The sequence below is a fragment of the Alkaliphilus crotonatoxidans genome, assembly GCF_054658015.1.
This window is the reverse complement of record NZ_BAAHXS010000004.1, coordinates 1,652,924-1,674,192: the sequence shown is the minus strand read 5'-3', so window position 1 is coordinate 1,674,192 and position 21,269 is coordinate 1,652,924. Positions and strand designations below refer to the sequence as shown.

Annotated in this window: 21 protein-coding genes and 1 pseudogene; 3 read left to right on the top strand and 19 right to left on the bottom strand. The window is 38.0% G+C overall.

The window, feature by feature from the left end; all coding sequences use genetic code 11:
• Positions 1-169: 169 nt before the first annotated feature.
• A complete protein-coding gene (locus ACYQ1I_RS10605) occupies positions 170-736 on the top strand; it encodes a hemerythrin domain-containing protein (protein ID WP_459765054.1) in 567 nt (188 codons plus the stop codon).
• A gap of 58 nt (positions 737-794) precedes the next feature.
• Here the strand turns inward: ACYQ1I_RS10605 and ACYQ1I_RS10600 are convergent, their stop codons facing one another.
• From ACYQ1I_RS10600 to ACYQ1I_RS10555, 10 genes are all read right to left on the bottom strand, one after another.
• The gene (locus ACYQ1I_RS10600; protein WP_459765052.1) at positions 795-2,147 is read right to left on the bottom strand and encodes a TldD/PmbA family protein; all 1,353 of its coding nucleotides are present in this window, start codon (positions 2,145-2,147) and stop codon (positions 795-797) included.
• Between the two features lie 2 nt (positions 2,148-2,149).
• Positions 2,150-3,538: a TldD/PmbA family protein gene (locus ACYQ1I_RS10595; protein WP_459765050.1), complete on the bottom strand. Its 1,389-nt coding sequence runs from the start codon at positions 3,536-3,538 to the stop codon at positions 2,150-2,152.
• 102 nt (positions 3,539-3,640) lie between these two features.
• The gene (locus tag ACYQ1I_RS10590) at positions 3,641-4,903 is read right to left on the bottom strand and encodes a CapA family protein (protein ID WP_459765048.1); all 1,263 of its coding nucleotides are present in this window, start codon (positions 4,901-4,903) and stop codon (positions 3,641-3,643) included.
• A 118-nt stretch (positions 4,904-5,021) separates the two neighbouring features.
• Positions 5,022-5,927, bottom strand: a complete 906-nt coding sequence (locus tag ACYQ1I_RS10585) for a hypothetical protein (RefSeq protein WP_459765046.1) — start codon at positions 5,925-5,927, stop codon at positions 5,022-5,024.
• A 44-nt stretch (positions 5,928-5,971) separates the two neighbouring features.
• Positions 5,972-6,616 carry a pyroglutamyl-peptidase I gene (pcp, locus tag ACYQ1I_RS10580; RefSeq protein WP_459765045.1) on the bottom strand — a complete coding sequence of 215 codons (645 nt, stop codon included), beginning with the start codon at positions 6,614-6,616 and terminating at the stop codon, positions 5,972-5,974.
• A 380-nt stretch (positions 6,617-6,996) separates the two neighbouring features.
• A complete protein-coding gene (gene garR / locus ACYQ1I_RS10575) occupies positions 6,997-7,884 on the bottom strand; it encodes a 2-hydroxy-3-oxopropionate reductase (RefSeq protein ID WP_459765043.1) in 888 nt (295 codons plus the stop codon).
• 25 nt (positions 7,885-7,909) lie between these two features.
• Positions 7,910-9,169: a glycerate kinase type-2 family protein gene (locus tag ACYQ1I_RS10570; RefSeq protein ID WP_459765041.1), complete on the bottom strand. Its 1,260-nt coding sequence runs from the start codon at positions 9,167-9,169 to the stop codon at positions 7,910-7,912.
• Positions 9,170-9,199: 30 nt separating this feature from the next.
• Positions 9,200-10,099, bottom strand: a complete 900-nt coding sequence (gene dapA / locus ACYQ1I_RS10565; RefSeq protein ID WP_459765039.1) for a 4-hydroxy-tetrahydrodipicolinate synthase — start codon at positions 10,097-10,099, stop codon at positions 9,200-9,202.
• 293 nt (positions 10,100-10,392) lie between these two features.
• Positions 10,393-11,532: a CdaR family transcriptional regulator gene (locus ACYQ1I_RS10560; protein ID WP_459765038.1), complete on the bottom strand. Its 1,140-nt coding sequence runs from the start codon at positions 11,530-11,532 to the stop codon at positions 10,393-10,395.
• A 199-nt stretch (positions 11,533-11,731) separates the two neighbouring features.
• Positions 11,732-12,250, bottom strand: a complete 519-nt coding sequence (locus tag ACYQ1I_RS10555; RefSeq protein WP_459765037.1) for a hypothetical protein — start codon at positions 12,248-12,250, stop codon at positions 11,732-11,734.
• Between the two features lie 727 nt (positions 12,251-12,977).
• Here ACYQ1I_RS10555 and ACYQ1I_RS10550 point away from each other — a divergent pair.
• Positions 12,978-13,088: a putative holin-like toxin gene (locus ACYQ1I_RS10550; protein ID WP_459765035.1), complete on the top strand. Its 111-nt coding sequence runs from the start codon at positions 12,978-12,980 to the stop codon at positions 13,086-13,088.
• 223 nt (positions 13,089-13,311) lie between these two features.
• Here ACYQ1I_RS10550 and ACYQ1I_RS10545 read toward each other — a convergent pair whose 3' ends face one another.
• From ACYQ1I_RS10545 to ACYQ1I_RS10505, 9 genes and pseudogenes are all read right to left on the bottom strand, one after another.
• A complete protein-coding gene (locus tag ACYQ1I_RS10545) occupies positions 13,312-13,443 on the bottom strand; it encodes a hypothetical protein (RefSeq protein ID WP_459765033.1) in 132 nt (43 codons plus the stop codon).
• Between the two features lie 471 nt (positions 13,444-13,914).
• On the bottom strand, positions 13,915-14,640 hold the full coding sequence (locus ACYQ1I_RS10540; RefSeq protein ID WP_459765031.1) for an MBL fold metallo-hydrolase: 726 nt from the start codon (positions 14,638-14,640) through the stop codon (positions 13,915-13,917).
• Between the two features lie 88 nt (positions 14,641-14,728).
• The gene (locus tag ACYQ1I_RS10535; RefSeq protein ID WP_459765029.1) at positions 14,729-15,538 is read right to left on the bottom strand and encodes an alpha/beta fold hydrolase; all 810 of its coding nucleotides are present in this window, start codon (positions 15,536-15,538) and stop codon (positions 14,729-14,731) included.
• 21 nt (positions 15,539-15,559) lie between these two features.
• Positions 15,560-15,790 (bottom strand): annotated as a pseudogene (locus ACYQ1I_RS10530) (nucleoside-diphosphate kinase); the annotation flags it as partial.
• A 315-nt stretch (positions 15,791-16,105) separates the two neighbouring features.
• Positions 16,106-17,383 carry a leucine-rich repeat domain-containing protein gene (locus ACYQ1I_RS10525; RefSeq protein WP_459765027.1) on the bottom strand — a complete coding sequence of 426 codons (1,278 nt, stop codon included), beginning with the start codon at positions 17,381-17,383 and terminating at the stop codon, positions 16,106-16,108.
• Positions 17,384-17,478: 95 nt separating this feature from the next.
• Positions 17,479-17,970: an alpha/beta fold hydrolase gene (locus ACYQ1I_RS10520; RefSeq protein WP_459765025.1), complete on the bottom strand. Its 492-nt coding sequence runs from the start codon at positions 17,968-17,970 to the stop codon at positions 17,479-17,481.
• A 20-nt stretch (positions 17,971-17,990) separates the two neighbouring features.
• A complete protein-coding gene (gene ndk / locus ACYQ1I_RS10515; RefSeq protein ID WP_459765023.1) occupies positions 17,991-18,389 on the bottom strand; it encodes a nucleoside-diphosphate kinase in 399 nt (132 codons plus the stop codon).
• A 153-nt stretch (positions 18,390-18,542) separates the two neighbouring features.
• Complete coding sequence (locus ACYQ1I_RS10510) at positions 18,543-19,544, bottom strand: dihydroorotate dehydrogenase-like protein (protein ID WP_459765021.1); 1,002 nt, start codon at positions 19,542-19,544, stop codon at positions 18,543-18,545.
• Between the two features lie 113 nt (positions 19,545-19,657).
• Positions 19,658-20,542 carry a Cof-type HAD-IIB family hydrolase gene (locus ACYQ1I_RS10505; RefSeq protein WP_459765019.1) on the bottom strand — a complete coding sequence of 295 codons (885 nt, stop codon included), beginning with the start codon at positions 20,540-20,542 and terminating at the stop codon, positions 19,658-19,660.
• A 204-nt stretch (positions 20,543-20,746) separates the two neighbouring features.
• On the opposite strand from ACYQ1I_RS10505, the gene ACYQ1I_RS10500 reads away from it, so the two are divergent.
• Positions 20,747-21,253: a ferritin gene (locus ACYQ1I_RS10500; protein WP_459765017.1), complete on the top strand. Its 507-nt coding sequence runs from the start codon at positions 20,747-20,749 to the stop codon at positions 21,251-21,253.
• The last annotated feature ends 16 nt before the right edge of the window (positions 21,254-21,269 follow it).

Genomic DNA, 21,269 nt, shown 5'->3' with positions numbered 1-21,269 from the left:
GCTTTCTTTAAACTATCATTATTATTATAAGCCATATTTTCTTTTTTCAAAAGCTGCTGAACAAAATAAGAAAAGTGACAAATCTTACAAATTATTTTGATGTGAATCACATAGTAAAATAACCCAAGGGGGTATAATATAGAAAAAGAATTGAAGGAGGATTTTACCTATGAAGGCAATTGAAGTATTAATAGATGAACATCGCTATATATTAAGGATGCTGAAGGTAATTAGAAGGCTTTGTATTCATACCCTTAATACAGGAGAGGTCTATTATGACGGTTTTCACCAGGCCATCGATTTTGTGCGAAATTTTGCCGATAAATTTCATCATGGCAAGGAAGAGGATATTTTGTTTGAAGTAATGTCTAAAGAGCTTGGGCCGGCCATTAAGCAGGGGCCAATTTACGGGATGCTGGCGGAGCACGACCTGGGAAGATTATTTATTAAAACCCTTGAGGAAGCTTTATTGGAGGCTGAGAAGGGAAATAATGAAGCCAAGGTAGATATCATTGCCAATGCCATCTGCTATACCGACCTGCTTCATCGCCATATTGACAAAGAGGATAATGCTATTTTTACCTTTGCCCAGGGGCAGTTGAAGGAAGCTGTTTTGGCACAGCTAGATCAAGATTTTGAAAAGGCAAAAATTCGCCTGGATAGTGATGCCACCCGGCAAAAATATATTGCCCTTTTGGAATCTTTGGAAGGCTATGTTGCTAAGCTGCCATCATAAAAACGGTAATGGGAAAAGCCCGAATTTCATGAGCTATGAAAATTCGGGCTTTTATTTCTTATTCCCCTGAAACAGCCAGGGCTTTTATTTTTAATGTAGGTGACCCAATATAGCTTCCTGTAGGTAACCCGAAAATTAAGTCGTCGCCTATGGACTCAATGTCCTTTAAAAGGTCTAGAAAATTACCTGCAACGGTAATTTGCTTGACCGGTTTGATAATTTTGCCTTCCTTGACATAAAAACCATTGGCAGCCAAGGAAAAATCTCCTGAAATTTCATCGGCACCCGAGTGAAGCCCTTGTAGTTCAGTAATGATTAATCCCTCTGAAAGGGAAGCAACCAAATCCTCATAACGATTAGCTCCGGCTTCAATGTAAAGATTAGAAGGAGCAATGCCCAGGGTTCCCTTATAGGATGGCTTATATCCATGACCAGTTGATTCAACTCCATCTTTTTTTGCCGTCTTTAAGTTGTGCAGCAGACTTTTTAGCAGGCCATCCTCCACTAATTGAACCCTTTTACTGGCTACCCCTTCGCTGTCGAAGCTTCGGCTGGCCACTCCCCCTTTTAATAGGGGATCATCTACAATTGATACCGATGGACTGGCAATGGCTTCTCCCAGCTTATTGTTCAACCGGGAGCGACCTTTTTGAACATTTTCTGCCGAAAAGATACCGCTAAAGGTTTTTAATAATTCAGCCGCAGCCTTGTTTTTCATTAATATTGGGTAGCTCTTGCTCTTTACCGAGGTTCCTCCCAGCATGGCTACTGCCTCTTTAACCAAATCCTGGGCAATTTCCTCGGGGTCTAGCTTTTTAAATTCTTCAATAATTTTAACCTGATAGCTGCTTTGAATATCGTCCTGCTCCTTTACCACAACAGATAGGTAGAAATAGGCCAAATTGCTTTTTTCGGTCTTTGCTAGCCCCTTGGTATTAAAAAGCATCCGTTCTCCATAGTAATCCTCAAACACGCAAGAATCAACCTTGAAAACCCTTTTATCGGCCCTATAGGCAGCCTCCTCTAAATCCTTTAAAAATTTAATTTTTTCTTCTGTCGTAATTTTTTTCAGTTCTTCGTTATACAGGTCCAGCTTTTCATAAAGGGGTGATCCTTCAAATATCTCCTCTATATCATCACTATCAATGACCATGGCATTTTGCCTGGCGGTATTAATTAACATATCAATTGAGCTTTCATCTATTTTTTCTGTATAGGCATAGCCCATTTTCCCCTGATAAAGTCCTCTGAATGCCAGTCCTCCATTAATTGAAAGACTATAATCATCTATCTGGCCTTCATATACATTACAGCTAAATTTTTCGTTACTGCTGTAGCCAATTTCCATGTCTGAAAATCCTGCTTCTTGGCCCTGGGCAAAAATAAGCTCCTTTAATGCTTGTATTTCCATCATTATTCCCCCTTTCTGCCTCCAACAGTAATTTCACTTACACGAATCATAGGCTGCCCCACATTGGTTGGAATAGAACCGCTAATTGAGCCGCACATCCCTTGTCCATAATCCAGATTATCAGCTACCATGTCTATCTTTTTTAAAATTTCAGGGCCATTACCAATTAATGTAGCCCCCTTTACCGGCCGGTCTATTTTTCCATTCTTGATAAGATAGGCCTCCATCACTGCAAAATTAAAATCTCCAGTGGCAGGATTAACAGAGCCTCCACCAAGGTTTTTAGCATATATCCCGTGGGATGTATTGGCTATCATTTCCTCGGGCTTCGTGTCTCCTGCAGCAATAAAGGTGTTGGTCATTCTTGAGGTGGGAGCATATTTATAGGATTGCCTTCTGCCCGACCCCGTTGAAGGCTTGCCCATCCGTCTTCCATTTAATTTATCAATCAAGTATCCCTTTAAAATACCCTTTTCAATCAACACATTTCTTTGGGTTTTTTCTCCTTCATCGTCGATGTTGGATGAACCCCAATCATTGGCCAGGGTTCCGTCATCAATGGCAGTCACCAGTTCCGAAGCCACCTGTTCTCCCAGTCGGTTGGCAAAGACAGAGTTGTTTTTTGCCACAGCCGTTGCTTCAAGGCCGTGACCGCAGGCTTCATGGAAAATTACTCCGCCAAACCGATTGTCAATGATAACGGGAAACTTACCAGAGGGGCACAAGTCACCATGAAGCATGGTAACTGCAACCCTTGCTGCTTCTTTGGCAAAATCCTTTACATCGATATGCTCAAAAAGTTCAAAGCCCCTTTGGGCCCCCGGTCCGAAATAACCCGGCTGCATCTCCGCTCCCTTTACTGCAATGGCTTCTATCATCATTCGGGTACGAATCCTACGATCCTCCACCAGCTTACCTTCTGAATTGGCCACCAGTATTTTTTGATCCTCGTCTAAATAACCAACCGTTACCTGGGCAATTTCTGGGCTATAGGACTTGGCAGCCTGGTAGGCCTCATTCATAACATATATTTTGTCCTTGGCACTGACACTTCTTGGAATTTTACGAATTAAATGTTGATTATATATTGCTTCCTTAACGAGATTAATTGTAATATCTCCCGGCTGTTTTCCGATGGCCTTGGCAGCCTGCCGAGCCATAGACAGCAGCGATTCCCTGTCATGCTGATTGGTATAGGCATAAACCGAATTAAAGCCATCGAAAATTCTAACCCCCACACCGAAATCTCTTCCACAAATGCTTTTCTCTACTTTGCCCCCCTGTAGGCGGATACTGGTGTTATCCTTATCCTCTACAAAGACCTCTGCAAAATCTCCTCCCGTTGAAAGTGCCGCCATTAATATATCATCAATTAGTCTTTTATCCAGCATTGTTTCCCCTCCTTATGGCTTAAAAGTTATTTTTTAAATTAGATAACGACAGGCTAAAATCCTTTTTTATATCAAATCTTTTTTATAATAAATCAACCAATCCTATTCAAAAGCATCAAGGCCTTGAATTCGGATTTTAGGATTATCTGATTGTAGAATGTCCAGACTATTTTCCTTGGAGCCTTTGCATCTTTTTCGACTGTCTTCACTGAACAGATTATATTGCTCGGGATGCTTCAGGGCCTCCATTACCGGCACAATTTCATAATACCCTCTTTGGTTAATATAATATCGGTGAACCCAGGTGGGAATACAATCCACCGTCTCGATTGAAATTTCCTGGGTTTGCATATTTTTTTTCAGTGTGACAGACACCATCAGACCATCCTCGGTATAGCGATTTTTTAATATTTCATACCGTTGATTGGAAAGAAAGTTTCCCATGGAATAAACTACGAGGGTTTGGTGCTGATTAACCTGGGATTCTATGATTTCAATGGGCTGGACTACATGGGGATGACTGCCGAAAATAATGTCGACACCAAGGTCTGAAAGTCTTTGGGCAATTTTCCTTTGATAGTCATTGGGCTCCCTTTGATATTCTTCACCCCAATGGATATAAAAAACGATGATTTCTGCTCCCTCAGCCCTCATATCCTGAATTCGCTGCTTGATTCTTTCAAGGTCTTCCTCCAGATACTCGTAACTGAAGGTATCAATTAAGCCCGCTGCCTCTTCGGAAAGCTTTAAAGCATTGATGGTTTTATGACCTTCCCATCGTGGGGTTTCGTAGGTAAAGGCTGTTAACCCTACCTTAATCCCCTTTTCCTCGAGAATTACATAGCTTTTTTCTTCAGGACGCTGTCTTGTGCCCATGGTTTTTAAACCACGCTCCCATAGTACCGATAAGGTTCGCTTTACCCCTACTGTTCCTGTATCATAGGTATGATTATTAGCCGTAGAAATGGCATTGAAGCCTGCATCGACCAGGGAGTCGGCCAGGGCATCAGGGGTATTGAATTGGGGAAAGCTTGAATAGCCCCTTTCAGCCCCTGCAAAGGTGGTTTCTAAATTGGCTATGGAAATGTCTGCCTTCTGGATAAAGGGCTTGATATACTGAAAATTATTTCTAAAGTCATATGTCTTTGTCTCTGGCTGAAATTGGGCGCTAATTTGTGGCCCATGAACCATGATATCACCCACTCCGCTGATGACAATTGTTTTAAAGGCAGGTCCTTCTATCACTGGCTCCTTATGGTCTGTTAGATTAGGATAATCACCATCGGTTTCCCGCCCCTTCACTGGATTACAGCCAACAATTAAAAATAATGCCATCATCACAGCTATTAATCTATACTTTTTCATTTTTATCACCTACTCTTAAGATTGACCTGGTGCTGAACAAAACAATTTAAAAGCCTAGTACCCTGCATCTTTAAATGATGCAGGGTTTTCCCTAGAGAAAACAAACGAAGGACTAGAGCTAGATTAGCTTAGGTTTGGTATTTTTCAAGGTTCCCAAGGTTTTATCCAGGAGCTTGTATACAGATAATTGTCTTTGCTTTTCCTCCTGGTCCTGAATTTCCTGGATTTTTTGACCTAGCCTAGCAAGATCCTTTTCGGCATAATGAATAGCTCTAAAGTGAATTTCCGCCATTTCCTGATATAAAAGGGCCCGATACCGTTTTTCCTTCCTACTGCCTCGGCCCATGAGCCATTTTGTACTATGGTAGGCTCCGTAGGAAACTAAAATAACCGTAGCAATACCTGTAATAATTGAGTAATCCTTTGTATACTTTTTCATACCGAGCCTTTTCAAGCCCTTTACTATTCCCACCGGGCCAAAACCATGGAAGCTGCCGCCACTAAAATAAATCATACCTAAAGGAATCCCCAGAGCCATGGCCTTGGCCGTGGCCTCCTGGGCAATTTCTTCGTGTAAGTGGTGTTCTATGTTTACCTGAAAGGTTTGATCCTGTTCATGTTCGTCTAAAAAGAATTGAAGCTGTTCTTCACTGATGTCCAACAGATTAACCAGCTTTAACAGCAGTAGATTTTCTTCTGAGTCAACCACATAATCTGCCTTCATAATGATGACTAAATCCTTAATCAGGGAAAATCTAATGATATTCTTTTCCTGTTGATTGACTCCCTTCATCAGGCTATTGACCAATAAGGCCAAATTTTCATCATCCCTTATTAACAATTTAAGCAAGTTAATCCTCGCCTCGGCCCTAAGCTTAATGTTCCCCATTAACCGATATAGCTCTGCCAGCTTTAGCTGATTTCCTCCGTCTCCAGCCTTAACCATCAGCATCAGCAATTTGCAATAGGCCTGTTTTATTGCGGCAGGCATTTGATCTAAAGATCTGACACTCTCTTTTTTCATCTTTTTTCACTCCTATGGAATTATTGGCAGACATCTACCCTCGCCTAGTGGAGGCTGCCTCCAATTATTTTAATATCATCCTGATCTTCAGCCAGGCTTTTCAACGCAGCAATGATTCCCGTTACAAGGTCTTTCAGCTTCATATGAAAAATTTCTGAACTGCCCTCGGCTTGTTCATCAATAATGGGAATATGCATAAAGCCTGCCCGGAAGCTCGGCGCTGTTTCCTGGTTGGCATAATGAAGGGCACCGTACATAACATGGTTACATACGAAGGTACCTGCTGAATTGGAGACCGCCCCCGGAATACCCGCTGTCTTAATTGCTTCAACCATTTTTTTGATGGGTAAGGTAGTAAAGTAGGCGGCAGCCCCTTCCGGGTAGATTGCCTCATCAATTGGCTGGTTTCCTTCATTATCCGGAATCCTAGCGTCATCTATGTTAATGGCAATCCGTTCCATGGTTAAGGCATCCCGCCCTGCGGCTTGTCCAATGGCCAACACCACGTCGGGCTTAAATTCGTCAATGTAGTCAATCATCTGCTGTATTGATTTTTTAAATACCGTTGGAAGCTGTTGTTTGATGATTTGAGCCTTTTCTATACTGTCTGGCAAATACCTTAAAACCACTGACGACGGGTTGATTTTTTCTCCCCCAAAGGGGTCAAAACCTGTAACCAATATTTTCATATTAAGCCCCCCATATTGTATTAAGCCGTACTATAATCGGCTCGTTCAATTCCTTAATACCTCTATTATATTCCCTTTTCCTGCTCCTTTACCATATTAATTTTTTGGATATTCCAACTGAAATATTAATTTACCTATATTGTACCATATAGTTTGATGTTTCATGTCAAAAAGTTCCTGTACCATAAATAAAAGGATTAAAGTATTATTGTATTTACAGACAAGGCGTATAGTGATAACCTTAATGCGATATCCCTGCTTCACCAAAGTAAAACAGCCGAATTTACAAATATCTGTAAATTCGGCTACAAAAAGGGATGATATGAACTTTTCTAACATCTGTGTTTCCTGTATTCTCATGTGACCAATTATGTGGACAATTATTTTCTGGTTACCTCAACATTTGCCAGCTTTTCATAATGCTTTACAATGCTTGAATGATCCTCTATGCCACAGCCGTCAACCTTAATTGCCTGCATAATTTCCATTACCTGAGCAGTTAAAGGAAGGGGGACCCCTACATCATGGGACGTATCAATTACATTGTTCAGATCCTTTATGTGAAGATCTATTCTAAATCCGGGATTAAAGTTCCTATCCATCATCATTGGCGCCTTTGCATCCATAACAGTGCTTCCTGCAAGACCACCTCTTATTGCTTGATATACTAAATCGGGAGCAACCCCAGCTTTTTTGGCCAATACCAATGCCTCTGAAACGGCCGCAATGTTAAGGGCCACTACCACCTGGTTACACAGCTTTGCAACATTACCGGCACCGCTTTCACCTACGTAAACTGCTGAAGAAGCCATTTCCATGATAATATTGTAATATTTATCGAAGATTTCCTTCTTACCCCCTACCATTACGGCCAATGTACCGTCAATGGCCTTTGGCTCTCCACCACTAACCGGAGCATCTAACAGGTTTATTCCCTTCTCCTCTAAAGCAGCATATATCTTTCTGCTGCTTAAGGGGGCAATTGAGCTCATATCAATTATCGTCGTTCCTGGCTTAGCCCCTTCAATAAGGCCTCCCTCACCTAAAACAACCTCCTCAACCTGTGGGGAGTTTGGAAGCATTGTAATGATTACTTCGCATTGACTTGCCAGTTCCAGCTTTGTGTTTGCAGTTTCAGCTCCCAGAGACTTTAATTCCGCTACCGAAGCTTTGTTTAAGTCAAGTACTATTAATTTATGGCCAGCCTTAATTAAATTTTTAGCCATTGGCTTTCCCATTATTCCCAATCCTATAAATCCAATTTTCATATCTAATCATCTTACCTTTCTATTTTTATTTTTTACATAGCAACACAACAATATCATTAACATTGGTTCCTGTTGGGCCTGTTATCAGCAGGTCTTCACTTGCCATTAATGCATGATAGGAATCATTATTGTCTAGATAGACCTCAGGAAGTATCCCTTTGGATTTCATTCTTTCAGTTGTTTGTCCATCAATAATTCCGCCTGCCGCATCGGTTGGTCCATCTGTTCCATCAGAGCCTACCGCAAATATTACAGTGTCCTCTAAGCCTGCAATACCTATGGCTGCTGATAGGACCATTTCTTGATTTCTGCCTCCCTTGCCCTTACCGGTTAACCGAACAATGGTCTCTCCTCCGGCTATTATGGCACAGGGCGGCTTTAATAAAGGATTTATCTTAGCACTCCCCTTAATCTCCCGGGCAATTGATGCCATAAACTTGCCTGCTTCCTTTGCTTCACAGTCAAGGGTAGAGGAAATAACAACGGGCCTGTATCCGAGTCTTTCGGCACTCATTGCAGCAGCACTACATAATGCACTGACGCTTCCTGTAACAATTGTTTCACAATTTTCAACGGTCTTTGGGGTTTCTATATTAAGAACCGCCTTAATACGGTCGCCAACCCTTAGCTTGTATTTTTCAATTATATTTAGGGCTTCCTCAGAGGTTGAGACATCTGGGTAGGCAGGACCCGAGGCGATTACATCTAGCCTGTCTCCCAATACATCTGACAACACAATGGCATAAATTTTGGCCTTTTTACATTTCGAAGCGAACCTTCCTCCCTTTACGGCGGAAAGGTGCTTTCTGATTGTATTAATTTCAACAATATCTGCTCCACATGCTAACAGTTGATTGGTAATATCCATAATATCTTCCAGGGTTATTCCTTCCATAGGCATTTCAAATAGCGCCGAACCCCCGCCGGATATCAGTAATATAACATGATCCTCCTCTGTTAGATTTTCCACTAATTCAAGGACTTTATTGGCTCCCTCGACAGAATTTTCATCTGGTATTGGATGACCAGCCTCAACAATTTCAAATCCCTCTATTGGCCCCTTAGAATGTCCGTATTTAGTGACTACAATCCCCTTTGAAATTCTACTGCCTAAGGTGTTTTTAGTTGCCTTTGCCATATTCCAGGCGGCCTTTCCAATTGCTACTACAACAATATTTCCACTGAATCTTTGGTTTGCTAATGCTTTTATTACTGCGGCCTCTGGCAAAACAGCCTTGATTGATTCATCAATTATTTTTAGAGCATCCTGTCTGACTGTACTCATATAACCACCTACTTTTCCTAGAATGGTATACTATTTAATTAAGCCTAAATCGGTGAGAACCTTTTTAATTCCAGCTAGCCTCTCTTCTGTACAATGGTCGATTGGCCTTACCGGGTGCCCTACATTGATCCCCATAAGATTTAAGCAATCCTTCATCACCACGGGAAAGCTTCCATAATTATAGGTATTTCGCAATGGAATGAGCTTATATTGTGCCTCCATTGCCCCGGCATAATCTCCAGCCATATATTTTTCATAAATGTCTACTACCAGCCTGGGGGCCACATTTGCTGTCCCTGCAACACACCCCACACCACCATATGCCAGGGTTCCATATATAAGATAATCTGAACCACTCAGTACTTTAAAATTGGGTATTTCCTTTGTTACTCGAATATATTCGACTGTTTGAACAAAATCAAAGGAGGTATTTTTAATTCCAACAATGTTATCAATTTTAGCCAGTTTTTCTAATAATGCTACTGAAATATTATTGGTTGTCTTACCTGGATTATTATATAAAAGTACAGGCAGCTTTGTTGATTTTGCAATGGCTTCAAAATGGTTGTACATTTCCTTTTCGTTGGGCTGAATAAACATTGGTGTTAGTACTGTTAAAGCATCTGCTCCTGCTTCCTCTGCCATTTGGGCCAGTTTAATGCATTCCCTTGTGGTAACAGCACTGGCTCCGGCATAAACAGGTACCCTTCCCTTTACATGCCTTACAGTTACTTCGATTGCTCTTTTTTGATTTTCGAAGTCAAAGGCATAAAATTCGCCGTTGCTTCCCAGTACGAAAACACCATGCACACCTCCCTCCAACACATGGTCTATTACTCTTTGTAAAGCCGCTTCATCAACATTTTCATCCAAATCAACCGGGGTAATAATGGGAGGAATAACCCCCTTTAACTCATTAATGTTTAGCATTGTAGACCTCCTCAATTAAGGAATTCTTATTGATTTAGTTTCTCTTAATACTTATTTTAAATTATAAAGTCATTGTTTACCATGTTTCATGTGTATCAAATTAATAGATTTTATCGTGCTAATTATACAAAACTAAGTAATAGTTACTGGATTAAAATGGTATAATATCCATTTAACTCACGATTATTATGCGGATCTTTTTTTGTCAAAATAGAAAAAACTCCCGAGGCGAGAGTTCTTTATATAGTATTTTATAAAGTTTTTTTATTCTGATAATTCAAGATAAAATCAGGTTATTTTCGACTAAAATAATAGGCAAGCTCGTTAAGAAATTCTCGATCTATGGCACTGGCAATGGGATCAATGTTCAGCATATCCTTAATCTTATTCAACCTAAAGAGCAGGGTATTTCTATGGATATAAAGCTCCTTTGCACTATTAACAACATTGTAGTTATTCCTGCTTAACACATCTACTGTTTGAATTATTAAGGCCTTTTCGTCCTCCTCAAAAAGTGAATCATAGACATTAAAAATATCATCATAGGTCTTTATGGTTACAAGACTTCGATAATAATTTAATATATAATCATTAAAGAAATAAATGCCATGGTGTGTCTTTATTTGTAGAGATAATTCCTGGGCATGAATATAAGACGCCTTGTATTGACTAATTTTATTTTGTAATGAACCTATATAAAGGCTGAATTGCTCCCTTTTAAAGTTGGGCTCAATTCTCTTGTAAAAATCCTCAATATATTCCTCAATGATATACCGATAATCCTTAAGAACATCGGGAAATTTGCCTTTAATTGATTTAAATATGATAATATCATCATTTCTGGTAATTGTCATGAAGTCTTGAATTGAATATCCCTCTGCGGCTGTTAGGGCCTCCATAATTTTTTGTGTATGATACGCTTGATTGAATTTTATAATGATACAGATCCTCAATACATCCTTCGATAATCCCAACTCATCTGCCATAGCATTGGCAACGGCCATATCAACATTTTCTTCAAAGAGCAAATAATGAATAAACTGCTCTGTTTTATCCTTCCTTCTGCGCTCTCCCTCCATATGAAGCTCGTATTCAAGCATAGCCTCCATAAAGGTTTTTATCATTTCAGCAAATACTTTAACAGTATCTGGGTTTCCAGTTACACAAATTACGCCTACATGCTTATTTTTATAATCAATAAATAAATTGACCCCTGGCTTGGTACCCAAAAACTTCTGATTTTCCTTTACTACTCCAGAAACAAGGGTTCCATTTAACATACCGTAGGCAACCTCGTGGAAATCCCCTACTCTGGAGGCGTCTTTACTGGCAATTATGATTCCCTTTTCATTCATAATGTTTATATTATATTCAAAGAACCTTGCTGTTTTATCTATAAACTTTTGAGCTAATGTTGGCTCTAAAACTGACACCCTAATTCCTCCTTCCCTTTATGCAGCTCTGGGGTTTGCCCCATTGGGAGGTAATTGCCTACTTGAAAAGTATTCGACAAAGTTTATTATTTTCCTTCATGATTAACTGGTGTGATTGTTTAAAGGGTAAGGAAATTTTAAATATTTCAACATCATCTTGACTTTGGGAATTTATATTAATTTATTTCGCTCCTTCATGTTATACCTCAGTATTAATAAATGTAAAATCATGAATGTCTGTAAATAGTATCACTTGCTCTCCTAACGTAAATATGAAATCGTATTGATCGTATAATGGATCATCAACGTAAATGGATTTTTCTAAATATTTATCAGTATTCTCTTTTCCAATCCGATTTTTTATATCTCTAATTGATATTTTAAAACGCTTTAAAAAGCTCTCTTTATTTTCTTTATCAAACTGAAAATAATAAATACTTTCATTATTTCTAGCCACAATAATTTCGTTTCTATTATCTCTCTCAAATACCAAATCAACACTTCTATAGTACTTTAATCCATGTTGATTTTTTAGCCATTTTATGAAATCATTATCTTCCAATAAATGAGTATAGCTCCTATATACGTAGACCCCTTCTGATGAATTAATAGCATTAATAATAATTTCGTCAATTATATTTGTATCGTCATCACAGTTCCAAACCTGAAATTCTGCAATATAAAGCTGCTTTTTAATATCATTGTCTTCTGTTTTCATAGTTATAAATCCTTTCATTCAGTTAATTTTTTTAAAAACATGTTATAGTCACCAGATTCCTACTCACAAAATTTTCAAACAGAAGGATGTAAGACCAAAGGGGCGTTTTGTTTGCCACTAAAATTATTTAATTTTATCTAATACGCCTCTTTCTATTTTTAATACTCTTGATAACTGTCTATTACTTGCATCAGTAGTCTCTTTTATCCTTTTAAGTAAATTATCTCTAGATTATTTATCTAATGTTTGTAGTTGGGAAATATCCTCTATTAATAAAGATAGTGTTTCTTTTAATCCTTCTCAATATATCTTTTTTCATTAATATACTTTAAATTTTGCCTTTTCCTTTGATTTTCTGACATACTCAAAAAATTTTTCATAGTCGGCCTTTCAAGGCAATATTTCTTTCATCTATTCTTCTAAGCATTATATGATATATTTTGTTTCACTTTTTTCTCTTGCTGTTCTTGCCATATTTTTCACCCATTTTTATTCTGTCATGCCAACAGGTATATGGCAAACAAAACGTCCCCTTGGCCCTTTATATGGATTTTATCAAGTTTTATTAGGTTTAATTTAAAAGGAATTGTTCTGATGTAATCAAATAGCGGGAGATATTGTTTTTTTGAATGACATCTTCCCCAAGATATGGTAAACTAGACGAAAGGCAGTCAAAAAAGCAGGTGTGGTTGCCGCTTCCACTTCACGATGAAGGGAGGTGGTGCGGATGGATAGTTACCAGGCAATTTACTTAATGATTGCATTTGGTTCATTTATCCTGGCATTAATCTCCTTGATTATTAGCCTGATCAGGATAATAATTAGAGATAAAAAATAACTACCCTGCTGGCACAGGATAGTTATGTGTAAATAACCAATCTTGTGGCAACCGCACCTTGCGGTATGACTGCCTTTTTTATATTATACCATAAAAATCAAAAAGTAAAACAGTAGAAAGAAAAGTTTCTTTTATAATTGATCACAAGTATTCTCTCTGATATTTATCGTTTGTGTTTTGAGATTCGTGAGAGATCAAGTACCTTGTCAATTATTTCCTTCAGTCATTCAAACTTTTCATCTTCGAGGGTCTCCCCTTCTTTTAGGTATCCTTTTTCCTTTAATAACTCAATTATTTCATTAGCGATAGTCTCTTCGCTAATTTTTGTACTAATTTTTGAAGTATCTTCCCCCAATAGAAAAGCAACGGTTGTGGGCCAAGGCCAAGGGGACGTTTTGTTTGCCACTAAAATTATTTAATTTTATCTAATACGCCTCTTCCTATTTTTAATACTCTTGATAACTGTCTATTACTTGCATCAGTAGTCTCTTTTATTCTTTTAAGTAAATTATCTCTAGATTGTTTATCTAATGTTTGTAGTTTGGGAAATATCCTCTATTAATAAAGATAGTGTTTCTTTTAATCCTTCTCAATATATCTTTTTTCATTAAGCAATATGCATATACTTTAAATCCTGCCTTTTCCTTTGAGGCCTTTCAAGCAATATTTCTTTCATCTATTCTTCTAAGTATTATATGATATATTTTGTTTCACTTTTTTCTCTTGCTGTTCTTGCCATATTTTTCACCCATTTTTATTCTGTCATGCCTACAAGTGTATGGCAAACAAAACGTCCCCTTGGCCCTAGAAACGTCCCTAAATCTTTTTATAATGATAACATTGCTAGGGATTTTTTTATGTCCTTTGTATAAGTACCTCCATGATAGCATATAATTTTCTCGATTTCATAATTTATTAGCTTTTTAATAGTTCTTTTTGCTTCTTTAATATCTATCGTATATTCTGGAAACGGAACCGCTAGTACACCCTTGTCTATTACTACGGCATCTCCTGCAATAAGTGTTTTACTATCTCTAACATAAATCGATATATGTCCTGGCATATGTCCTGGTGTAGAGATTATCTCAACACCTCCACAACAATCTAAAAAGTCCTTGTCTTTTAAGCATATATCTACATTACAGGGTTCTACTGATTGAAGCATGCTATGAAAATCTTTAGCATGTTCTTTTTCCTTCTGTGATAAAGAATGGTATATAATTTCTGCTTGTTGTAATCTTAATGATTTCATAACACCACTAATATATTTTTCATCATCAAAAGATGCTAATACTTTTATATCAGGATACTTTCTCTTAAATGCTGCCAAAGACCCCATATGATCAAAATCATGGTGAGTTATGATAATTTTAGTTAACCTTTTTATATCAATACCTTTATTCACTGCTTCTCTTTCTATTAGGTTTAAAAAATTTGGATATCCACAATCAACCAAGATCATCTCTTTTTCATCTTCCAATATCACAGGATAGATCGTATTTATTTCATCCTTAAAATTAAATTTGATTTCTAGAACATTTATTTTGTTCATACATAATCCTCCAATGCATATTGATTCTTCTATAAATGATATATTTTTTGAAATATAATACTAAACACAAGCAAGACACTTTTCATTATCACTTCCATTCCACCAAAAACCTAAATAACCGCTGATTAAATTCCTTTGTTTCCTCCTGGGCACCGTGGCCATAGCCTTCAAATAGTGCCAGTTGGGATTTAGGTATTAAAGCTGCCATTTCTTCTGCTGCTCTCTGCCCTACAATCTGATCCTCTGTACCACCTAAAATTAAAGTAGGCTGACTGATTTTGGGCAGTTCAGAGAGGGCCTGGTGATTCATACAGGCCCTGGCCTGAATAATAAAGGACTGGTAGGAATTAGGACGATTGATTTTCTTAATCATAGGATACAGGGGTTTGTATTCATTAATTTTAGCTGGTGTAAAGGTCTTTTCCAATATTTCTGTCACCAGATGGTCTCCCTCATTAGCCTCTGCCAGACTGACCCAATGGTTCAAAATGGCCTTCATTTTCTCGGTTACGTTGGCCGTAGTCACCGCCAGGGCCAAGGAAGCAACCTGTTCCGGAAAATCGATGGCCAGGTATTGGGCAAGCATGCCTCCCATGGAGCTTCCCAGTACCGCTGCTCTGGTTAGACCCAGGGTTTTAAGGGCAAGACCTTGGGTTTGGGCCATTTCTCTGATGCTACTGGATGGAGCAAGGTTTTTGCTTCTACTGAAAATATAGACTGTAAAATCCTCTGTAAACTGGTCATATTGCCAACTAAGGCTGACGGCCTGCCTCTGAACCGGTCGCAGGCTATCGTTGATGCCTGGCAAAATAATTAAGGGGGTATCCCCCCTGCCAAACACAATATAATCCAATTCCTGGCTATTTACAATAATTGTCTTGTTTTCTGGTCTGTTCATTTTTTCCCCCTTTACTATTATCTACGAAAACCAAAGGGCTATTTCCCGCTCTGCTGCAGCCTGACTGTCAGAAGCATGGATAATATTTTGGGTAAGGTTGTTGGCGTAGTCTCCCCGAATAGTACCGGGAGCAGCCTTTTCTGGGTTTTTATCGCCAATCATGCTTCGAGTAACGGCCACTATATTTTCTCCCTCGATCTCCATGATTAAAAGGGGCCCCTCTAAAATATACTGAACCAGCTCTTGAAAAAAGTCCTTTCCTTGTTACTATTTTATAATAATTATCACAAAATTAAAAATATTTTATTGCTACAATGACACCCAATTAAAAATAGGATGCCTTGAAGGTCTTTATTTTAAAGAGGATTCTCTCTTAATTGCTCTTCTTTTTCCTGAGCTGGTGATTTGAATTTCGGGAATTTCTACAAGGGCCTTTTTTACCTCCATCAGTTTTTCAGGATTTTCTTTCGTGATATATTTTGTTTCACTTTAAATTTTTCTAAACATTTTTGAGCTTCCATTATTAATTATTTATAGTCTTTTTATCTTAAAATCACTGTGGTTTTATCAATTTAATGTTAAATTAAAATCTTTAAAATTAAGTTTTGGATAATACTCCTCTACAGGACTATAATCGAGTATATGATTTTCATTAAGTAGCAGCGTTTCTAATTTGCTAAGCCTTTTAAGAGGGGTTATATCAGTTATTTTATTATTATTTAATTTTAACTCTGTTAGATTTACTAACCCACTTAGAGCTCTTATGTCTGAAATCTGATTATTAGACAAATCTAATTCTGTTAAACCCTCCAAATTGCTAAGAACACCTATGTCTGTAATCTCGTTATAAGCTAAATTCAATTTATTTAAATTCTTTAGACTTTGTAAAGAACTTATCTCACTTATTTCTGCATCGAACAAAATTAACTCAGTTAAATTCTCCAGTTTATTTAAAACACTTATATCTCTTAGATTACTTTTACCTCGAAAAAAATAACTAGATAAATGTAATTTTTGAAGATTGGATAGATTGCTTAGATGACTTATGTCTGCATTCCCATCATAGTCTAAATACAATTCAGTCAAATTAGTTAAGGTCTTAAGAAAGCTCAAGTCAATAGACTCATAGAATCCTAAATTTAACCAAGTTAATTTTGTTAATTTATTTAAGGCTTCCAAATCAGTAACCTTATTTAGATATAAACTAAGGTTAGTCAAGTTTGTTAGATTATTTAAAAAATTTATGTCACTTAATTCATAATTATAGAAGTATAATTCGGTTAAATTATTCAACTCTCCTAATACATCGATATTTTTCAAATCAATATGCTCACAATATGAAATATTAAGTATCTCCAATTTGGGTAAATTCCTTAGAGATGTTATATCCTCAACCAAGGTATTTCGTATATTTAATTGAGTTAAATTTTTTAAGTCATCTACAGCACTTATATCGCTAATATAATTATCAGACAGATTTAACTTAACTAAATTGGTCAAATTACTTATATTGCTTATATCCCTTATATCATTAAATGATAAGTTTAATTCTTCTAAATTGATTAAATTTTCAATTCCACTTAAATCTTTTATATTAGCCGAAATAACCTCAAGCTCAGTAATATTCTCCAAATCAACTTTATAAATTTGACCTATTGGCTTTGATATCTTTTCTCTAATTGCTTCCTCTAAAGAAGAATCAGCAAAAGCAATAGAATCATTATCGTAGTTTTCTGTAATACTATTAGAACTTTGGATTAGTCCCCTAGATCTACCTTGATTATAATGCATACCTATCCATATTATACAAATACAGGCTATAATAACGGCAAGATATCTTTTCATTAAAATCCCCCTTACACATTAAAAATCTTATAGTGTATATTTGTTTTATTAAAATTTAAAAATAACTTTTTCTCATAAGTATTGTTTGTATAAACCTACATATGTATTTTAAAAGAAATAGCCAAGAGATTCTGCATGAAGTTCTTAGCCTCTGCCAGACTGACCCAATGGTTCAAAATGGCCTTCATTTTCTCGGTTACGTTGGCCGTAGTCACCGCCAGGGCCAAGGAAGCAACCTGTTCCGGAAAATCGATGGCCAGGTATTGGGCAAGCATGCCTCCCATGGAGCTTCCCAGTACCGCTGCTCTGGTTAGACCCAGGGTTTTAAGGGCAAGACCTTGGGTTTGGGCCATTTCTCTGATGCTACTGGATGGAGCAAGGTTTTTGCTTCTACTGAAAATATAGACTGTAAAATCCTCTGTAAACTGGTCATATTGCCAACTAAGGCTGACGGCCTGCCTCTGAACCGGTCGCAGGCTATCGTTGATGCCTGGCAAAATAATTAAGGGGGTATCCCCCCTGCCAAACACAATATAATCCAATTCCTGGCTATTTACAATAATTGTCTTGTTTTCTGGTCTGTTCATTTTTTCCCCCTTTACTATTACTACGAAAACCAAAGGGCTATTTCCCGCTCTGCTGCAGCCTGACTGTCAGAAGCATGGATAATATTTTGGGTAAGGTTGTTGGCGTAGTCTCCCCGAATAGTACCGGGAACAGCCTTTTCTGGGTTTTTATCGCCAATCATGCTTCGAGTAACGGCCACTATATTTTCTCCCTCGATCTCCATGATTAAAAGGGGCCCCTCTAAAATATACTGAACCAGCTCTTGAAAAAAGTCCTTTCCTTGATGTTCCTGGTAGTGTTTTTCAACGGTTTCCCTTTGGGGTTGGATCAGTTTCATATTATGTATCTGATAACCTCTTTTTTCAAAGCGGCTGATGATCTCCCCCATTAATCCTCTTTTAATCCCATCTGGCTTAATCATTACTAGGGTCTTGTCCATATTTAATGGCTCCTTTCTAAAAATGATATACCCCTTATCGTTGCCAATTTCAAGCAATTATATTACTATTTTATAATAATTGTCTTAAAATTTGAAATGTTTTTTCAAAAAAAGACACCCGTTAATTAGGGTGCCATATGACACTTTATCGCTTTAGGTGAGCTTTATATCCTTTTTGGAAAGAAGCATTTTTATATAATGGACCCGTTCATAGGCCCAGGGGTCCTTTAAGTTCTTTTTGCTTAGCTTTCCACTGAAATCCTTGAGGCTGTTGTACTGTTTTTCCTCCATCCAGTCCTCAAGCTCCTTTAGCATGGTAAAGAGGTAATCTATTTTATTTTTGTACAGGGTACTGACCACCTGTACTGCTGCAGCCCCTGCCAAAAGCATTTTAATCACATCATCAGTTGTTATAATCCCTGTATTGCTGATTATATCTGCCTTCAATTCATCACTCAATAGTGCCGTCCATCTTAGGGTCAGCCTATTATCATAGGAATCAGAAAACTCAAAGGTGGCCTTTTCCTCCTCCCTGACAAGGTCGATATCGGGCTGAAATAGCCTGTTAAACAAGATAATTCCATCGGCCCCTGCGGCCTCAAGGGCCCTGGTGAAGGCCGTCAGATTAGTATAGTAAGGACTTAGCTTAACCGATACAGGTATTTTGACTGCAGCCTTTACTCCTTTTAAAACCGCCAGCTGATGCTGCTCTATTTCTGAAGCCGATAGATCACTGGCCCTGGGAAGAGAGTAGAAATTCAGCTCCAGGCCATCTACTCCTGTCTCTTCAAGGGCCTTGGCATATTCTATCCAGGCATCTGCATCAACAGCGTTAATGCTGGCAATAACAGGGATTTTCAAAGACTCCTTGGCTCGTTTTACCCAGAATAAATGCTCTCTGGCACCACCGTGTTCCAAATGGGGATAATGGGTCAACATTTCTGCGTGCAGGTCATTATACCGATTTAGGCTGTGGTCAAAATCAATGCTTTCTAGCTGAACTTCCTCTTGAAACAGGGATTTAATCACCACCGCCCCGGCACCGGCCTGCTCAATGGCCTTTAGGGCCTCCATATCTCCTGTCAGACTACTAGCCCCTGCCACAATCGGATTTCTCAATTGAATTCCCATATATTGAGTCGATAGATCCTTCATATTAATTCCCTCCATTCTCTTTGTTAATGATGCGGTTCTAATTATATTTATTTCTACCTGAATATATGCATCATAAACAAAATTTGGAGGGCTCATTTGGAAAATATGTTTTATTACAGGGGATTTTCTCCTAGCTGCTTTCTTGGATCAAGGATTTTTTTCTTTAGCAGATATTGAATTCCGTTTTCTTCATTACTTTTAGTGACCCAATCGGCAGCCTTCAACACAGCTTCTTCGGCATTGGCCATGGCGATTCCCAAGCCAGCAAATTTAATCATGGATAGATCATTAAGCTGATCTCCTACAGCCATTATTTCTTCTGGATCAATATTAATTGTTTTGGCCACTTCACTAAGGGCTGAGCCCTTGGTGGCCATAGGATCTAATATTTCCAGGTTATTTTTTCCTGAGCTGGTGATTTGAATTTCGGGAATTTCTTCAAGGGCCTTTTTTACCTCCATCAGTTTTTCAGGATTTTCATCATAAATAAACAGGCTGTTTAATTGCACTCCCTGGTTTGCGTATTCATTAATATTAATCCGTCGATGGCTATCCTTTAAAAATATGGTGCTTAAGGCTTTTATGGAGGCTTGGGGCCAGTTGAGTCCATGATTTCTCATAAACCCATGATAAAGCTTAATTCGTTCTTTGTAGGAGCGAATATAAGTATAATTAATATCTGCTCCATGATAATAGATTTCAGCGTCATTTAATATTGCAAGCACCTTTTTAAGAACAGCTTGCTTTAGATTAATCTGCCGAACAATCCTTCCGCCTTTGTCCCGTATAACGGCCCCGTTATTGGTCACCAGCCAGCAAGGGAAGCCTATTTGGGTTAAATAGGGCTTTAAAGCTCCAAAGGGCCGGCCTGTACAAATCACCAGCTCCATTCCCAGGTCTACAGCCTCATGAATTGCCCTTAAATTTTCTTTGGAAATTGTTTTATTATCCTTTAACAAGGTACCATCCATATCGGTGGCTAAAAGCCGGTAGTTCATTTTACATTCCTCCCCTAGCTGAAAAGCTTGTATGGCTTAATGTTAATTGTTAATATCTTGTTAGGATTGATGGACGATGGGTATGATATAAGATAGTTGCTATTGAATTGACTTTTAACTGATTTCATTTTAACATGAATAATGGGGTTATACCATTATATTTCATTAGATTAACTAAATCTTAAAAAAACAGGAGGGTTTTTTATGTTATCGGAAAGATTACTAAATGAATTTAACCTACAGGTTAAACACGAGTTTTTTTCTGCTAATTTCTACTTAGCCATGGCAGCCTATTGCAAGCACGAAGACCTGGATGGATTTGCCAACTTTTTTCTAGTGCAGGCTGATGAGGAACGATTCCATGCCATGAAATTTTTTAATTTCATCAACGAATTAGGGGGCCGGGCAGTCATTACCGCCTATGACGAACCTAAAAATGAATTTGCTTCCCTGGAGGAAGTATTTGCAGATGCTTTGAAGCACGAGGAATTTGTGACAGAGCGAATAAATTATTTAATGAACATTGCAGTTGAAGAAAAGAACTATGCCTGTATTAGCTTCCTTAACTGGTTTGTTGATGAACAGGTAGAGGAGCTTTCATTGTTTACTGGTCTTTTAAACAAGCTAAAACGAATTGGAGAAAATGGACACGCTATTTATATGCTGGATGCAGAGCTGAGCCAAAGAACCTTTACGCCCCCTGCAGAATAATATGTATAATATAAAT

What these genes read in the sequence shown, in the direction of transcription:
- dapA (WP_459765039.1), bottom strand. Translation starts at nt 10,099, where the DNA reads ATGCTAAACATTAATGAGTTAAAGGGGGTTATTCCTCCCATTATTACC.
- ndk (WP_459765023.1), bottom strand. Translation starts at nt 18,389, where the DNA reads ATGGACAAGACCCTAGTAATGATTAAGCCAGATGGGATTAAAAGAGGA.
- ACYQ1I_RS10600 (WP_459765052.1), bottom strand. Translation starts at nt 2,147, where the DNA reads ATGGAAATACAAGCATTAAAGGAGCTTATTTTTGCCCAGGGCCAAGAA.
- ACYQ1I_RS10555 (WP_459765037.1), bottom strand. Translation starts at nt 12,250, where the DNA reads ATGAAAACAGAAGACAATGATATTAAAAAGCAGCTTTATATTGCAGAA.
- ACYQ1I_RS10585 (WP_459765046.1), bottom strand. Translation starts at nt 5,927, where the DNA reads ATGAAAAAAGAGAGTGTCAGATCTTTAGATCAAATGCCTGCCGCAATA.
- ACYQ1I_RS10595 (WP_459765050.1), bottom strand. Translation starts at nt 3,538, where the DNA reads ATGCTGGATAAAAGACTAATTGATGATATATTAATGGCGGCACTTTCA.
- garR (WP_459765043.1), bottom strand. Translation starts at nt 7,884, where the DNA reads ATGAAAATTGGATTTATAGGATTGGGAATAATGGGAAAGCCAATGGCT.
- ACYQ1I_RS10570 (WP_459765041.1), bottom strand. Translation starts at nt 9,169, where the DNA reads ATGAGTACAGTCAGACAGGATGCTCTAAAAATAATTGATGAATCAATC.
- ACYQ1I_RS10505 (WP_459765019.1), bottom strand. Translation starts at nt 20,542, where the DNA reads ATGAACTACCGGCTTTTAGCCACCGATATGGATGGTACCTTGTTAAAG.
- ACYQ1I_RS10540 (WP_459765031.1), bottom strand. Translation starts at nt 14,640, where the DNA reads ATGAACAAAATAAATGTTCTAGAAATCAAATTTAATTTTAAGGATGAA.
- ACYQ1I_RS10550 (WP_459765035.1), top strand. Translation starts at nt 12,978, where the DNA reads ATGGATAGTTACCAGGCAATTTACTTAATGATTGCATTTGGTTCATTT.
- ACYQ1I_RS10500 (WP_459765017.1), top strand. Translation starts at nt 20,747, where the DNA reads ATGTTATCGGAAAGATTACTAAATGAATTTAACCTACAGGTTAAACAC.
- ACYQ1I_RS10510 (WP_459765021.1), bottom strand. Translation starts at nt 19,544, where the DNA reads ATGAAGGATCTATCGACTCAATATATGGGAATTCAATTGAGAAATCCG.
- ACYQ1I_RS10525 (WP_459765027.1), bottom strand. Translation starts at nt 17,383, where the DNA reads ATGAAAAGATATCTTGCCGTTATTATAGCCTGTATTTGTATAATATGG.
- ACYQ1I_RS10535 (WP_459765029.1), bottom strand. Translation starts at nt 15,538, where the DNA reads ATGAACAGACCAGAAAACAAGACAATTATTGTAAATAGCCAGGAATTG.
- ACYQ1I_RS10520 (WP_459765025.1), bottom strand. Translation starts at nt 17,970, where the DNA reads ATGAACAGACCAGAAAACAAGACAATTATTGTAAATAGCCAGGAATTG.
- pcp (WP_459765045.1), bottom strand. Translation starts at nt 6,616, where the DNA reads ATGAAAATATTGGTTACAGGTTTTGACCCCTTTGGGGGAGAAAAAATC.
- ACYQ1I_RS10605 (WP_459765054.1), top strand. Translation starts at nt 170, where the DNA reads ATGAAGGCAATTGAAGTATTAATAGATGAACATCGCTATATATTAAGG.
- ACYQ1I_RS10590 (WP_459765048.1), bottom strand. Translation starts at nt 4,903, where the DNA reads ATGAAAAAGTATAGATTAATAGCTGTGATGATGGCATTATTTTTAATT.